Annotated in this window: 14 protein-coding genes; 11 read left to right on the forward strand and 3 right to left on the reverse strand. The window is 61.6% G+C overall.

The features are described from left to right. Window positions 1-31 precede the first annotated feature (31 nt). The 6 genes from QM685_RS08265 (at window position 32) to QM685_RS08290 (ending at window position 6,064) form a co-directional block, all read left to right on the forward strand. Window positions 32-931 (forward strand): glycosyltransferase family 2 protein, encoded by a 900-nt coding sequence (locus tag QM685_RS08265; protein WP_415114609.1) that lies wholly within the window; start codon window positions 32-34, stop codon window positions 929-931. 34 nt (window positions 932-965) lie between these two features. Continuing rightward, window positions 966-1,853 (forward strand): glycosyltransferase, encoded by an 888-nt coding sequence (locus QM685_RS08270; RefSeq protein ID WP_415114611.1) that lies wholly within the window; start codon window positions 966-968, stop codon window positions 1,851-1,853. A gap of 110 nt (window positions 1,854-1,963) precedes the next feature. Continuing rightward, window positions 1,964-2,458 (forward strand): serine O-acetyltransferase, encoded by a 495-nt coding sequence (locus QM685_RS08275; protein WP_415114721.1) that lies wholly within the window; start codon window positions 1,964-1,966, stop codon window positions 2,456-2,458. Beyond that, window positions 2,442-3,698, forward strand: coding sequence for a hypothetical protein (locus QM685_RS08280; RefSeq protein WP_415114613.1), 1,257 nt, complete (start codon window positions 2,442-2,444; stop codon window positions 3,696-3,698). Before QM685_RS08275 ends, QM685_RS08280 begins: the two co-directional genes overlap by 17 nt. Continuing rightward, window positions 3,695-4,795, forward strand: a complete 1,101-nt coding sequence (locus QM685_RS08285; protein ID WP_415114615.1) for a glycoside hydrolase family 99-like domain-containing protein — start codon at window positions 3,695-3,697, stop codon at window positions 4,793-4,795. Before QM685_RS08280 ends, QM685_RS08285 begins: the two co-directional genes overlap by 4 nt. A gap of 12 nt (window positions 4,796-4,807) precedes the next feature. Beyond that, window positions 4,808-6,064, forward strand: coding sequence for an oligosaccharide flippase family protein (locus QM685_RS08290; protein WP_415114618.1), 1,257 nt, complete (start codon window positions 4,808-4,810; stop codon window positions 6,062-6,064). Window positions 6,065-6,070: 6 nt separating this feature from the next. On the opposite strand, the gene QM685_RS08295 is transcribed toward QM685_RS08290, so the two are convergent. The 3 genes from QM685_RS08295 to QM685_RS08305 all read right to left on the reverse strand — a co-directional run bounded on the left by QM685_RS08295 (window position 6,071) and on the right by QM685_RS08305 (window position 8,832). After that, on the reverse strand, window positions 6,071-7,009 hold the full coding sequence (locus tag QM685_RS08295) for a GNAT family N-acetyltransferase (RefSeq protein ID WP_415114620.1): 939 nt from the start codon (window positions 7,007-7,009) through the stop codon (window positions 6,071-6,073). A 405-nt stretch (window positions 7,010-7,414) separates the two neighbouring features. Further along, window positions 7,415-7,960 (reverse strand): hypothetical protein, encoded by a 546-nt coding sequence (locus tag QM685_RS08300; protein WP_415114622.1) that lies wholly within the window; start codon window positions 7,958-7,960, stop codon window positions 7,415-7,417. Between the two features lie 86 nt (window positions 7,961-8,046). Beyond that, window positions 8,047-8,832: an IclR family transcriptional regulator gene (locus QM685_RS08305; protein ID WP_415114723.1), complete on the reverse strand. Its 786-nt coding sequence runs from the start codon at window positions 8,830-8,832 to the stop codon at window positions 8,047-8,049. Between the two features lie 273 nt (window positions 8,833-9,105). Here QM685_RS08305 and QM685_RS08310 point away from each other — a divergent pair, with 273 nt between their 5' ends. The 5 genes from QM685_RS08310 to QM685_RS08330 are packed head-to-tail and all read left to right on the forward strand — an operon-like array spanning window position 9,106 to window position 14,471. Then, complete coding sequence (locus QM685_RS08310) at window positions 9,106-10,158, forward strand: sugar ABC transporter substrate-binding protein (RefSeq protein WP_415114624.1); 1,053 nt, start codon at window positions 9,106-9,108, stop codon at window positions 10,156-10,158. 56 nt (window positions 10,159-10,214) lie between these two features. Continuing rightward, window positions 10,215-11,732, forward strand: a complete 1,518-nt coding sequence (locus QM685_RS08315) for a sugar ABC transporter ATP-binding protein (RefSeq protein WP_415114626.1) — start codon at window positions 10,215-10,217, stop codon at window positions 11,730-11,732. Then, window positions 11,722-12,780 carry an ABC transporter permease gene (locus tag QM685_RS08320; protein WP_415114628.1) on the forward strand — a complete coding sequence of 353 codons (1,059 nt, stop codon included), beginning with the start codon at window positions 11,722-11,724 and terminating at the stop codon, window positions 12,778-12,780. Before QM685_RS08315 ends, QM685_RS08320 begins: the two co-directional genes overlap by 11 nt. Window positions 12,781-12,805: 25 nt before the next feature. Beyond that, window positions 12,806-13,156, forward strand: coding sequence for a UxaA family hydrolase (locus QM685_RS08325; RefSeq protein ID WP_415114630.1), 351 nt, complete (start codon window positions 12,806-12,808; stop codon window positions 13,154-13,156). Then, window positions 13,149-14,471: a UxaA family hydrolase gene (locus QM685_RS08330; protein ID WP_415114632.1), complete on the forward strand. Its 1,323-nt coding sequence runs from the start codon at window positions 13,149-13,151 to the stop codon at window positions 14,469-14,471. The genes QM685_RS08325 and QM685_RS08330 overlap by 8 nt, the downstream gene beginning before the upstream one ends. The last annotated feature ends 47 nt before the right edge of the window (window positions 14,472-14,518 follow it).

Below are 14,518 nucleotides of genomic sequence, written 5' to 3' on the forward strand. Positions count from 1 at the left end.
CACGAGCCGACTCTACATCCGCAATCGCAACATGCAAGAACCGATGATATCCGTGTTGATGCCTGTGCATAACGGTGCCAGATTCCTTGCAGAAGCAGTGCACTCCATTTTGCAGCAGCAATATCGGAACTTTGAACTGTTGATTGTCGACGATGGATCGAATGATCAGACCAACGCGATCGCCACCTGGCTGCGTCTGTTCGACAAGCGCATCCATGTTCTTTGGCAGGAGAAGAGCGGAATCGTGGCGGCATTGAACAACGCGATGAACCACGCAAACGGAAAGTACCTCGCGAGAATGGACGCCGACGACATTGCACATCCGTTGAGGCTGGGGATGCAGGTGGCGAAGATGGAAGCCGAGCCGCGGCTGGTGGCTTGCGGAACCGACTTCGTCAAGTTTGGGGATGCGGCTCAATATGTACCCACACCGCGCACCGACGAGGATTGCAAGGCGCTGCTGATGATCGAGAGCTGCTTCGCACATCCAACGGTGATGATGCGTGCGCAAGTCGTCAAACAGGAAGGCCTTGTATACCGCTCCGACTCCGAATATGTCGAAGACTACCGGCTATGGACCGAACTGGCGCGGTTCGGGAAGTTCGCCAACATTCCGCGACCACTACTGCGTTACAGGGTGCATGGCGGGCAGGTCAGCGTCGTACGAATCGACCGTCAGCGGGATGCCCACGTCAGGATAGCGAGCGAAATGCTGGAACAACACGGTTGCACGGTTCAAACCCGAAAACTCAGAGAGTTTCTTTGGCCATCGGTTTCCGGCGTGGAAAAGGCGATTCCGTACTTTATCAGCTCGCGCGTACTGGCAAAGGATATCAACGCGGCAGCTCCGCAGTGCAACTGGCTGCATATGCGCATCAGGAGAATCCGGCTGCGCAACGCGGTGAAGATGGCAGATGGCCAGAACATATAGGGAATTCCACGTGAATACGGTCCACGAGTCACCTATGCATACGAAGCCCACGTTGGATGTGAGCATGGTCGTGGCCAATTTCAACAATGGCCGCTACCTCGACGAATTTTTCCGTTCGATCCTGTGCTCGACAGCGTTACCGCGAGAGATCATTTTCGTCGATGACGGTTCCACCGATGATTCGCTGGACATCGCGCGCCGTGCGGCAGAAGACGTGAAAAGTATGAAGATCATTGCATTGCCGAAAAACGTCGGCTTTGCGAATGCGTTGAATACCGGTATAGCAAGCAGCGCCGCGACCTACATCATGAGGATGGATCCCGACGATATCCTTCTGCCCACACGCATAGAACGCCAGTACGACTACATCACCCGACACGACCTCGATATAGTGGGCGGTAACGCGCTCATTTTCCACAGCTCGACAGGTGCTTCCATCGGTTCGACCAACTTCCCGTCGGATCATTCGGACATCGAGAAGACGATCATCAAGGGCGAGAACGGCGTGCTGCACGCCACGGTGATGGGTCGCGCCGCGTTCTTCAGGAGCGAACCCTACATGCAGGAAAATGTTCCCGCCGAGGACTACGACATTTTCGCCAGATTCCTGAAGCGGGGAGCCAGATTTGGCAATTTTACCGAGCCACTGATCCGTTACCGGATACATGACACGAGTGCATCCGCGCGGTTGCGCTATTCAACGATTCTGCGCACCTATCAGCTTCGCGACAGTATTTTCGGCGGACATACGCCGCGCTGGAAGGTGCGCACCTATTACTGGTTCATCAAGTGCTACCGGAACTACCTGGATTCGCGATCGGTAGTGTCGAAATACACATGGGCCGGGCTCTCGTCGCTGTGCTATCCGCAGAAGCTCGCGAGAAAAATTGCAAGACGTGTTGCTTATCGGCCAGGAAGATGAATATGAACGATCGAGTCCATGACCGGTACTTCGGTAAGGAACGTCCATTGAATGGCGGCTTTCCTGCCCAAGAGGATCGCTTGCACCGCGGATCGCTGGTGTCCGTCATCATGGAGGACTGGCGTTGCAATCCGCATTACAAGTCCCGATTCGTTCTCACACTTTTCAGGCTCGCGCACGCGTCGTATAACGATCGGCGGCGCTTTACGCGGGCGCTAACGGCTCCGTACAGGTTGCTTTACCGGCTCGTCGTGGATTGGGTAATGGGGATCGATATCCCGTGCCAGGTCACGATTGGCAGGGGCGTGGTGCTCTATCACTCCGTGGGTATCGTGATCAACGACCGCGTGACGATCGGCGACGGCTGCACCATCCGGCATGGAGTCACGATAGGAAACAAGCTGGGAAAAGACGGCGAGAGTGCTCCGCCGAGCGTCGGGCAGCGCGTCGAATTTGGTGCAGGTGCGATCGTGATCGGAGATATCAGCATTGGCGATGACGCGAAAGTTGGCGCCGGAGCAGTGGTCACCCGGGATGTGGCTCGAGGCGCGGTAGTGGTCGGCAATCCCGCGCGGGAGGTCGCTCGAAATGCGCCGCGATCCTGATGATCTTCCGATCTACTTCATCGTCGGTGCCTTTGCGTTGGATAACGCGGTCAATTATTTTGCCGCGGTGCCGGTGTATGTCGCATCGATCCCCGTATCGATACTCCTGATGTTTCGTTTCACGCGCGACCAGATGGACCGGCTCTGGTTTATCGCGTCCCTCCTGCTTCTGATGGCATCGGTACTGGTCAACTTTGCGCGGTTCAGGATGTCGATCGAAGACGTCTCCGACATCCTGTTCCTCGCACAGTTTTTTTCGGCTTTCTTTTATGCCCGGAATGCGCGCGTCAGTCCGTCGGCGATCAGTCACGCGACCTACGTCTTTGCGCTGCTTTTCCTGCCGGCATTGATCGGCATCAACGCGAGCGGCTTCGGTGAAGATGTCGACGTGTTCAGGTCGGGATCCACCGACGTCGAGTTTCTCAGGGTTTACAACCAGGGCTTATATCGGCTTCCTCACGTCGCGTCTTACATGCTCGCCTTCAGCAGCCTCTGGTGGACCTACGTTGCCACGTATAGCCGGAAGACACGGCACTTGATGCTCGCCGCCCTGTTTCTTGTGTTCACGCTGTACACGGGGTCGAGAACCCCGGTGATCGTGATGGGCGCAGCCTATCTTGTCGCGAACATCCGGCTCCGTGTACGGGAGATGTTGATCACCGCGGGCATCGTGATCCTCACGGCGCTGCTTTTTGCCTACATGACGGAGATTCTGAACGCCCTGTTCGGAAGTTTCCTGTACCAGTACGTGTCGTTCTTCGAGACGATGCACGACAACTTCGACCGGTTGAGCCGCGTGATCATCTGGAATAGCTGGTTCTCGGCGATTTCGTCGTTCAACGCGCTCGACTTCTTCGTCGGTCGTAATTTTTCGAGTTCATTCGATTTCAACGCGCGTGAGATCGGTCTATACATCTGGTTCCATAACGATTTTTTGAGCGTGTTCTACTCCTACGGTATTGGGGTTTTCATCGCGTATGTCGTCCCGCATCTGTTGGCGATAAAAAGATCCTTCCAGATCGCCTCGTCATCCAGGCTGCTTTCGATGTTAGGTTTTTATATTGTCGCGGCTGCCTTTGTGAACGGCTTCTATAAGTATTTGCCGGTGATTTTCTTCGTGCTGCTGTTCTCCGATGAAGTGAGCGTGGCCGCCTACGCCAGGGGCGACGAGTCATCAGGCGACACGGCCGCGGATGAGGTCGAGATTGAAGAAGGCGATCACGTGGCGAGTGCGCGATGAAAATCGCACATACATCCTTTCGCACGTTGGCAGCCTTGCTGTTTGCGATCGCGTTCGTGGTATCCGCGCTCGGCGCGGAAACGAGAAACTACAGCGTCGGCGTCTACTACTATCCGGGCTGGCTGTTTGTCCCTCCGTTGATCCAGGAGCCGCCTTGGGATGCGATACGCAAATACGGTGGCCGCAAGCCGATTCTGGGCTGGTACGACGAAGGAAGGATCGACACGGCGACACGTCAGCTTCAATGGATGCACGAGTACGGTATCGACTTTGTGATCTACGACTGGTACTGGATCAATGACGGCGGTCCAGTTCTCACGCAGGCAATAGACGCCTATTTGCAGTCGCCGGCGCGTTCCGCCGTCAAATTTTCGATACTTTGGGCAAACCATACCGATACGCCATCTTCGCTCGGGCAGTTCGATGCGATCGTTGACTACTGGATCCGTCATTACTTTTCTCAGAAATCGTACTATCGCGTCGATGGCGTACCTGTCGTTTTCATCTTTTCCCCCGATGGCCTCGAGCGTAAGGCTGCTTCGTTCGGCACTGGTGTCGAACAGTTGTTGGCACGGGCACGTCGAAAAGCGGTCAACGCAGGTCTTCCGGGAATTTATTTCGTCGGGACTAGCCAGGCAGTCGCTGGGCCTATTCAGCATGATCTGCCGGCATCCGGCTACGATGCCGTCAGTGCGTACAACTATCACATGGGTCTCTCGGGTCGCTATTCGGTAGACATTCCCCTTTCGCATTCCTATCGCGAGTTGACCGATGGCTACCTTCAGAGTTGGAGCTGGATTCTCGCGCATTCGCGACTGCCTTATTTCGTACCGGTCACCTCCGGCTGGGATAAACGTCCGTGGGGCGGTAGTCCGGACAAGATGCACGACCAGTCGTATGGCACTCCGCGCGAGTTCAAGGAACATCTGGAAAGCGCGAGGTCACTACTCGACAGATACCCGGGCGAAACACGCCGCACCGTGGTCATCTGTTGCTGGAACGAATTTGGGGAAGGTTCGTATATCGAGCCGACGGAGAAGTGGGGTTTCGAATATCTGCAACAGGTAAGAAGTGTTTTCGGTGCGCGCACACAGTAAAGGCCATTTCGCATGCTTCGCCAAAAGTCGGCAACCGTTATCAATCCACGGGATTCCGTGGTGTCGCTATGCGGAGTCATTACTGCGCAGCTTGCGATGTTTGTTTGCGTGTATCTGCTGGGCCATTGGCACGGGCAAGGAGCGCTCGGGCGATTCAACTACTGGTTGGCGATAGGCTCCTTTACCAGCTCCATACTCGCTTTTCGCTTTGAACTCGCCTGCGCCGACGACCAGCCATCAGCCTCATTCAGTGCGTTCATTCATTCGAGCGTCATGGCGGTCATGGTCGTGCTGGTCGTGCTGCCGGTCATCTATCTGCTCGGCGACCCGGAGTACTACGTCATTGCTCTCTTCTCGCTGGCGTCGTTCATTCAGATAGCGGCGTCGCTGTACTACAACAGCTTACGCAGTTACGGAAAACTCGCGATCCCCCGAACGGCGATCAACGTGCTGTTCATCGGTTATCTGGTTTTCGATCATTTTCACGCGCGGGGCGGCGGCTCGGAGCCTTTCGTCTGGTACTCGTGGATCAGCGCGGGCGTCGCTCTGGTGATGGTAATCAGCATCGTCAGAGGCGCGCGAAAAGAAGGTTTTTCTTTCCGGATTTCGAAGCACTTCTTCGTCGCAAACCGGCGCTTCGCCATCTACATTCTTCCATCGACCGTGTGCGAATCGCTCGTGGGCTGCGCGTTGGCGGTCGTCATTCCCAGATGGTACGGCGTAGAAAGTGCCGGTTATTTCGCGGTGGCCTATCGTTTGGGATATTTCCCGGTCTCATTGATCGGGCAGAGCCTGGGAGGCGTTTTCAGACGGGACGCGCTTGCGGCGATATCGGAAGATGGCACGGGAATGGAGTTGCGGCGGGTCTATGCCGCCTATGCGCGTACGTTGACAGCGCTTGGCGCACTTTACGCGTTGGGTGCCGGTTTGCTGTTTGCACCCCTCGTGAGACTCACCTTCGGTCCGAGTTGGCATGAGACGATCGAGCTGTTCTTCCGTCTGCTGCCGTGGTTCACCCTGCAAATCATCTTTCTGCCGCTCGCGCAGATTTTCCTTGCCGCCAGAGTGCAGCGCACGCATTTCCTCATTCAGTTCACATCCTGCGTGGGACTTTGGGCGACGTTGTATCTGGCAAGGATGGCAGGACTGCCGGTTCAGGAATCCGTTCAGGCCTTTTCACTGGCGGCCACCGTGTTGACTGTCCTGGGAATTGCGCTGACATATCGGGCAGTCAATGGGACTGGCGCGCTTTCGAGTAAGGAGGCTTGACTTCGCTCAACGCGATTGAGGGAACGAGGCTTCGATATCTTTCCCCGACGTGCGAGCGCGCCTCACGACATTACGCAACAAGCGGCGCATATGGAACGCCGCAAGACCCCACGATGAATTGATGCTGAGCGTCGTACAGCAATAGCTAAGATTGCCGCGTGACCAGTAGGACTTGAATTCCTCGGCGCCTGGTCCGCATTCAAAATCGAGGTGAAGATCGAATGCCCACTTCGCGGTGAGTTCGATGCTCAGCAAACCCGGCGACCATTTTCCGAATGCGGGGTTGAAACTCGTCATGATCCCTGTCACCGCGCGAGCGTCGGAACACACCAGCACGACGGCGATGGGCGCGTCGTCGACGGCGATAACGGTTGCACGGCTTCTGACCGCGTTGCCTTCGGTGCTCAACCACGCAACGAGAAAATTGCGGTAGTGCTCCGAATTGAGCCACGGTCCCTGCTTACCGGCGCGCACGGCCCAGTCGCGTTTCCACGCGAGCATCGTGTCGACCGCCGCGGTAATTCGCGTTTTATCGGTCCAGTCGAGCACATCGATGGCAACCCTTCCTGCCGTCGCGAGGCGCTGTTCGAGCTTGCCCGGTTTTTTTCGGTAAAAGGTGCCAAGCGAATCGCAAAAGGCCTTCCAGTCGTAACGTTGAGATTCTTCGCTAATTTTCGCGACATAACGGGACGTATGTTCACGCACTACGAAGTGACGTTGCTGCAGCGCGAGCCGGTGCAGGTCCGTCGAGTCGGGGACATAGGGCATCTGGATGAAATCCGCGCTGCAACGCTTGCACGCCGCGTCCCACGCGCCCTCGACAAGTGCCGCGGTGCGTGCATTGTCTTCGACCAGAATGCTCGTCAGATCCGCGGATTCGGAGGACAACGGCGTGAGATAAGTCCAAAGGGCCCGTCTGTGAGTGATCAGCGGAAAGATCAGCACGGCGCTGCCCGCTTCGCGCCGCACGATGATGTGCAGCTTTCTGCCAAGAGGTTTCGCTATTTGCTCCCACGCGAGCCAGCAATGACCGAACGACTGGTAATACCATCCGCGCGAGCGCGCCCACAGATCATCCCATTCGGGCTGAAGCGCGCGAAAGCCCGCTTCTTCGGTGACGATTTCGTATGCCGCGCTCGCGTCGTTCATTGTTTTCCCTGGGGTTGGGCAGGTGGATTGCGGCGACGCCCGAGAGTCGAGAATGCCCGATTCGAACGCAACGTGTGTGCGATCGCGCACGCTGGGTAGCAAATTCGTCCGGCAGCGAATGAGTCCGCTCAGCGGCGGTCCAAAAGGCGAGTCGGGCTTTTTTAGTTCTTATGGCACCCGACATCGAGCTCGATCATTAGCTCAAGCTGCCAGCTTCGCCGCGGCCTCGTCGACTTGCGCGCGCGTTACAGCGAGTTCATCGAGCCACTGCTGCGCATATACCGCGCCGGTTTCACGCTCGAGACGCGCAATCGTCGCCGCGCAACGGTTCGCATCTTTCAGCGTCGAGATAAACGACCTGACCGATTCGCCGCCCTTGAACGCATCGAACAGCGGCACGCGGATTTCGTCGGGCAGCGCACGCGTGGTCCATTGATACGGCTTGCCGTTGAACGTCAGCGACGGCGGCAGCACGCGCTCCTTGCGCGCGGCCGGAATCAGGCCGTAGGTGCGCGCCGCTTCGCCGATCTGTTCGGGCGAAAACAGCTCGTCCGGCGTGATGCCGAATTGCTGGATGAAAGTCTCGATGCTGTGCATCGCCGCGGCGCGATCGTCGCGGCGCTTCTGCGCGTGAGCGACGATGTCGCGCAGTTCGTCGGCTTCCTCGGGGGTGATCGTGAAGCTCGACTGCTTCTGCTGGAGTTCGGAAAAACGCTGGAATTCGGAATCGGTCAGAAGTTTGGCCATTGTTCAATCGATGCGCGCGCATGAGCGATGCATGCGGCGTAATTTTGAAAGGGCCGCCATTCTAAACCATGCGCGCGAGCACGCTGCTACGCGGCCTGCTCGTGAAACATCGACAGCGCCTGCACCGTGTCGCGCAGCAATGCGGTCGCCGCTTCGAGCGTCGGCGCGACGTATTCGTCGATACGCCGCAGATACGGACACGTGAGTACCGCGATCGCCTGACCGGCCGGCCCGAGAATCGGGTACGTCACATCGGTCACGCCGAAAGTCTGCTGGCTGTCCTTCTGCGAGAAGCCGGCCGCGCGAATCCGCTCGCACGCCGCCTCCAGCGCGTCGCGATCGATCGTCACTTCGCCCTTCACCCTGGTGTGTTCCGCGAGCATCTGTTGACGCTGCTCGACGCTCTGGAACGCGAGCATCACGCGCCCCGAACCGGTGTCGATCAGACCGACGCGCGAGCCGAGCCGCACCGACATTCCCCACGTGCCCGGCCCGTCGACCTGGGCGATCACGAGCAGGTTGCCGCGATCGTAGACGACGAGGTGGCACGACTGCTCGGCCATGTCGGCGAAACGCTGCATCAGCGGCAGCGCCTCGGAGATCAACCGGTTCATCGGCGGATGACGATGCGCGAGCGCATACAGCTTCAGGCTTAGCGAGTAGCGGTCGCCGGCCGCCGAGCGCACCACGTACTGACGCGCGACGAGGCGCTCGAGCATCCGGTACATCTCGCTCGCATTGCGGCCCAGCAGCTTGGTGATTTCGGCGCGCGTGAGCCCTTCCTTCTGCTCGGACAGCAGTTCGAGGATGTCGAGGCCTTTGTCGAGCGCGGGGGCGCGGTAACGGTCGTCGTCTTTGTCTTCTGCGTCCATCGTGATCGTCAGCGAGGTTCCGGGTGCAGTTCTCATTATCTGGCGCGCAAGTGTAAGTGCGTAGCGATTCCGGCGGGAGACCCGGCCCGTCCAGGGAAAATCCGGACGCCTTCCCCCGCGCCCCGTTCTTGACTTCAGAAAGTTCGTCTATGAATAATACGTTCATTGGTGAATGAACGCTACGCCAATAACCCGATAAAGAAAACGCAGGACGAAGCGCCGGCATCGACGACCGGCTCACGCAGTTCCCCAACACCTGGCAGGAGACAAACCATGTCGTTCGTTCAAGGGCCCCGCGCGGGCCGCCGTCTGTTCCGTCGCTCCCTTTCCGCGCTGGCCGCCGCCGCGTGCGTCGCCGGCGTGGCCGCCAGCGGTAGTGCCGCGCAGGCCGCCGAGGCCGGCAAGATCGGCCTCGATCTGCCGTTGCTCACCTCGCCGTTCTGGCAGTCGTACAACAACTACCTGCCGAAGTACGCGAAGGACATGAGCCTCGACATCCTCGCGCCGGTCAATTCGAACGGCGATCCCGTGCAGCAGATCACCGACATGAACAACCTGCTGAACCTCGGCTCGAAGGGCATCGTGGTCGGCCCGCTCGATTCGGCCGCGATCAGCCGCGCGCTCGACGCCGCCGCGGCGAAGAACGTGCCGGTCGTCGCGGTGGACGTCGCGCCGACCCAGGGCAAGGTTGCGATGGTCGTGCGCGCCGACAATCACGCGTACGGCGAGAAGGCGTGCAAGTACATCGGCGAGCACGTGAAGTCGGGCAAGGTCGTGCAGATCATGGGCGACCTCGCCTCGGTGAACGGGCGCGACCGCTCCGAGGCGTTCCGCGCGTGTCTGAAGGGCTATCCGAACCTGTCGCTGCTCGAAATTCCGGCGGCCTGGAAAGGCGATGTCGCGGCCACCGCGCTCGACAGCCTGCTGACCGCGAACCCCGACGTAAAGGCGATCTACATGCAGGCGGGCGGCGTGTATCTGTCGCCGACGCTGCAAACGCTGCGCCGCAAACAGATGCTGTTTCCGGCGGGCGACGCGAAGCACGTCGTGATCGTCAGCAATGACGGCATTCCGCAGGAGTTCGAGGCGATCCGCCGCGGCGAGATCGACGCGACCGTATCGCAGCCCGCCGATTCGTACGCGAAATACGGCCTGTTCTATATCAAGGCCGCGCTCGCGGGGCAGACCTTCAAGCCGGGCCCGACCGATCACGGCAGCAACATCATCCAGCTCGCACCGGGCCTGCTCGAAGACCAACTGCCCGCGCCGCTCGTGACGAAGGCGAACGTCGACGACAAGGCCTTGTGGGGCAACACCGTCAAGTGAGCGCTCAGATGAGCCAGATGTCTACTGCTCCAGTTTCCCCGCAAGGGATCCCTGCGGTGGCCCCGCAGGGACTCCCGCCGGTCGTCGAGGCGCTCGGGGTCGGCAAGCGCTTCGGTTCGCACGCCGCGCTCAACGACGTGAGCCTGCGCGTGATGCCCGGCGAGTCGCATGCGCTCGTCGGGCGCAACGGCGCGGGGAAATCGACGCTGGTGTCGATCCTCACCGGCCTGCGCAAGCCCGATACCGGCGAAGTGCGTTTCGGCGGCGAGGCCGCGCCGCCGATCGCGGATCGCGATGCCTGGCGCGAGCGCGTCGCCTGCGTCTATCAGCACTCGACGATCATCCGCGAGCTGAGCGTCGCCGAGAACCTGTTCATCAACCGGCAGCCGAGGCGCGGCGGCATGATCGACTGGCATGCGATGCGCCGTGACGCGCGCGCATTGCTCGATCACTGGAAGATCGACGTGCGCGAGGATGCGCGCGCCGGCGACCTGACGGTCGAAGCGCGCCAGCTGGTGGAGATCGCGCGGGCGCTGTCGTACGGCGCGCGCTTCATCATCCTCGACGAGCCGACCGCGCAGCTCGACGGCGACGAGATCAAGCGGCTGTTCCGGCGCATCAGCGAGTTGCAGCGCGAAGGCGTGACGTTCCTGTTCATCTCGCACCATCTGCAGGAGGTGTACGAGATCTGCCAGGCCGTCACGGTGCTGCGCGACGCGCGGCATATCGTCAGCGCGCCGGTGGCGGCGTTGCCGCGCGAGCAGCTGATCGAAGCGATGACCGGCGAGCGCGGCGGCCTCGCGGTGAACGACGCGGCCTTGCGCGCCGCGTTGCCCGCCGATACGCCGGTTGCGCTGCAAGTCGAAACCCTCGCCGGCGCCGATTACGAAGACGTGTCGTTTCAGGTCAGGCGCGGCGAGGTGGTCGGCCTGACCGGCGCGACGAGCAGCGGCCGCACGAGCGTCGCCGAGGCGATTGCCGGTTTGCGCGCGGCGAAGCGCGGCGCGATCCGCATCGACGGCACGACGCTGCCGCCCGGCGACGTGCCGGCCGCGCTCGCGCACGGCGTCGGCTGCGTGCCGAAGGACCGGCATCACGAAGGGCTCGTGCTCACGCAATCGGTGGCGGAAAACGCCTCGATGACGATCGCGCGCCTGCTCGGCAAGTTCGGCATCGCACCGCCCGCGAAGAAGAACGCGTTCGGCCGCCGGATGATCGACGCGCTCGACATCGTCGCGCAGGGGCCCGAGCACGTGGTGTCCGGGCTGTCGGGCGGCAATCAGCAGAAGGTGGTGATGGCGCGCGCGCTCGCCACCGATCCCAACGTGCTCGTGCTGATCGACCCCACCGCGGGCGTCGACGTGAAATCGAAGGAAGCATTGCTGTCCGTGGTGGATCGCGTGCGCGAAGAGGGCAAGGCCGTGCTGGTCGTGTCCGGCGAGCTCGACGATCTGCGCACCTGCGACCGCGTGCTCGTGATGTTCCGTGGCCGCGTCGCGGCCGAATTCCCCGCCGGTTGGCAAGACCACGATCTGATCGCATCCGTTGAAGGGGTCAGTCTCCATGAAGAATAGTGTGCCCACCCCCGCGTTCGGCGCGGCGGCGGCCCAGTCGCAACAGGCCGCGCCGGCCGCGAGCGCGGCGCGCGGCAAACGTGCCCGCTTCGAACTCGCGCGGCTGCGCGAACTGGCGCTCGTCCCCGCGCTCGCGCTGCTGATCGTGATCGGCGCATTCGTGAGCCCGAGCTTTCTGACGCGCGCGAATCTGATCAGCGTGCTCGGCGCATCGGCGGCGCTCGCGCTCGTCGTGCTCGCGGAATCGCTGATCGTGCTGACCGGCAAGTTCGACCTGTCGCTCGAATCGACGGTCGGCATCGCGCCGGCCGTGGGCGCGATGCTGGTGATGCCGGCCGCGTCCGCGGGCTTCGGCACGCAATGGCCGGCGGCGGCCGGGCTGCTCGCGATCGTCGTGGTCGGCGCGGTGATCGGGCTGATCAACGGCTTTCTGGTCGTGCGCTTGCGGCTGAACGCGTTCATCGTCACGCTGGCGATGCTGATCGTGCTGCGCGGCATGCTGGTCGGCGCGACCAAGGGCGGCACGCTGTTCGATATGCCGCCGTCGTTCTTCGCGCTCGCCACCACGATCGTGCTCGGCCTGCCGTTGTCGGTATGGCTCGCGGTGGCGGCCTTCGCGATCGCCGCGTTCATGCTGCGCTATCACCGCCTCGGCCGCGCGCTGTATGCGATCGGCGGCAACCCGGAAGCGGCGCGCGCGGCGGGCATTCGCGTCGAGCGCATCACGTGGGGCGTGTTCGTGCTCGGCAGCGTGCTCGCGTCGCTCGGCGGGCTGATCGTGACCGGCTATGTCGGCGCGATCAACGCGAACCAGGGCAACGGCATGATCTTCACGGTGTTCGCGGCGGCGGTGATCGGTGGCATTTCGCTCGATGGCGGCAAGGGCACGATGCTCGGCGCACTGTCCGGCGTGCTGCTGCTCGGCGTCGTGCAGAACCTGCTGACGCTCGCCCAGGTGCCGTCATTCTGGATTCAGGCGATTTACGGCGCGATCATTCTCGGCTCGCTGATGGTGGCACGTCTGGCGAGCGGCGAAGGCCAGAACTGATGCGCACGCACGACGGAGAACCGCTTTGACGAGCCATCCCTCGCACCCATTGCCGACCGACTCGCGCCTGATCCTGCTGAGTCCCGCCGACAACTGCCTGATCGCGGCGGCGCGGCTCGCGGCGGGCACGCAGGTCGATATCGAAGGCGAGCGCGTCACGCTCGCGAAGACCATCGAACTCGGTCACAAGATCGCGCGCCACGCGCTCGCGCAGGACGACAAGGTGCTGCGCTACGGCGCGCCGATCGGCCACGTGACCGAAGCGGTGGCGCGCGGCGAGCATCTGCATACGCACAACCTCGCGAGCGACTACCTGCCGACCTACACGCACGACGCGGGCCACGAGTTCGTTCATCACCGACACGATCATGACTGACATCTCCGCAACAAGCGCCATAGCAAGCGCGATGCAGCAGCCGATGCTGCAAGGCTATCCGCGCAGCGACGGCCGCAAGGGCATCCGCAACGTGGTCGCGGTGGCCTACCTGGTCGAATGCGCGCATCACGTGGCGCACGAAATCGTCGCGCAGTTTCGCGAACCACTCGACGCCTTCGACGACCCCTCCGCCGAACGCGAGCCGCCGGTGCATCTGATCGGCTTTCCCGGCTGCTATCCGAACGGGTACGCGGAGAAGATGCTGGAGCGCCTGGCCACGCATCCGAATGTCGGCGCGGTGCTGTTCGTCTCGCTCGGCTGCGAAAGCATGAACAAGCACTACCTGGTCGACGTGGTGCGCGCGAGCGGCCGCCCGGTCGAAGTGCTGACGATCCAGGAAAACGGCGGCACGCGCAGCACGATTCAATACGGCGTCGACTGGATTCGCGGTGCGCGTGAACAACTCGCCGCGCAGCGCAAGGTGCCGATGGCGCTGAGCGAACTGGTCGTCGCGACGATCTGCGGCGGCTCGGACGGCACCAGCGGCATTACCGCGAACCCGGCCGTGGGCCGCGCGTTCGATCATCTGATCGATGCCGGCGCGGCCTGCATCTTCGAGGAAACCGGCGAACTGGTGGGCTGCGAGTTCCATATGAAATCGCGCGCCGCGAGGCCGGAACTCGGCGATGAAATCGTCGCCTGCGTTGCCAAGGCGGCGCGCTATTACTCGATTCTCGGCCACGGCAGTTTCGCGGTCGGCAATGCGGACGGCGGCCTGACCACGCAGGAAGAAAAGTCGCTCGGCGCCTACGCGAAAAGCGGTGCGTCGCCGATCGTCGGCATCATCAAGCCGGGCGATATTCCGCCGACCGGCGGGCTCTATCTGCTCGATGTCGTGCCCGACGGCGAGCCGCGTTTCGGTTTTCCGAACATCAGCGACAACGCGGAGATCGGCGAGCTGATCGCGTGCGGCGCGCACGTGATTCTGTTCACGACCGGGCGCGGTTCGGTGGTCGGCTCGGCGATTTCGCCGGTCATCAAGGTATGCGCGAATCCGGCGACCTACCGCAACCTCGCCGGCGATATGGACGTCGACGCAGGCCGCATTCTCGAAGGCCGCGGCACGCTCGATGAAGTGGGCCGCGAAGTGTTCGAGCGGACGGTGGCCGTGTCGTTGGGCGCGGCGTCGAAGTCGGAATCGCTCGGGCATCAGGAGTTCATCCTGACTTACAAGACGTTCGAGCCGGTTGGGCCCGCGTGCTTGCCGTCGAATGCGGTTCCGGGGCAGAGGGTGGTGACGCTCGCGCAGCAGTGAGCGGGGCAGGCGCCGGCGCGGGGCCGCCGGCAATCCGGCGGGCAATC

The sequence above is a fragment of the Paraburkholderia sp. genome (genome assembly GCF_047605525.1).
In the GTDB taxonomy this organism is placed as follows: Bacteria; Pseudomonadota; Gammaproteobacteria; order Burkholderiales; family Burkholderiaceae; genus Paraburkholderia.

Coding starts and splice junctions, on each gene's coding strand:
- QM685_RS08285 (WP_415114615.1), top strand. CDS start 3,695: ATGAAAATCGCACATACATCCTTTCGCACGTTGGCAGCCTTGCTGTTT.
- QM685_RS08280 (WP_415114613.1), top strand. CDS start 2,442: ATGCGCCGCGATCCTGATGATCTTCCGATCTACTTCATCGTCGGTGCC.
- QM685_RS08320 (WP_415114628.1), top strand. CDS start 11,722: ATGAAGAATAGTGTGCCCACCCCCGCGTTCGGCGCGGCGGCGGCCCAG.
- QM685_RS08275 (WP_415114721.1), top strand. CDS start 1,964: ATGGAGGACTGGCGTTGCAATCCGCATTACAAGTCCCGATTCGTTCTC.
- QM685_RS08310 (WP_415114624.1), top strand. CDS start 9,106: ATGTCGTTCGTTCAAGGGCCCCGCGCGGGCCGCCGTCTGTTCCGTCGC.
- QM685_RS08300 (WP_415114622.1), bottom strand. CDS start 7,960: ATGGCCAAACTTCTGACCGATTCCGAATTCCAGCGTTTTTCCGAACTC.
- QM685_RS08265 (WP_415114609.1), top strand. CDS start 32: ATGCAAGAACCGATGATATCCGTGTTGATGCCTGTGCATAACGGTGCC.
- QM685_RS08330 (WP_415114632.1), top strand. CDS start 13,149: ATGACTGACATCTCCGCAACAAGCGCCATAGCAAGCGCGATGCAGCAG.
- QM685_RS08270 (WP_415114611.1), top strand. CDS start 966: ATGCATACGAAGCCCACGTTGGATGTGAGCATGGTCGTGGCCAATTTC.
- QM685_RS08305 (WP_415114723.1), bottom strand. CDS start 8,832: ATGGACGCAGAAGACAAAGACGACGACCGTTACCGCGCCCCCGCGCTC.
- QM685_RS08290 (WP_415114618.1), top strand. CDS start 4,808: ATGCTTCGCCAAAAGTCGGCAACCGTTATCAATCCACGGGATTCCGTG.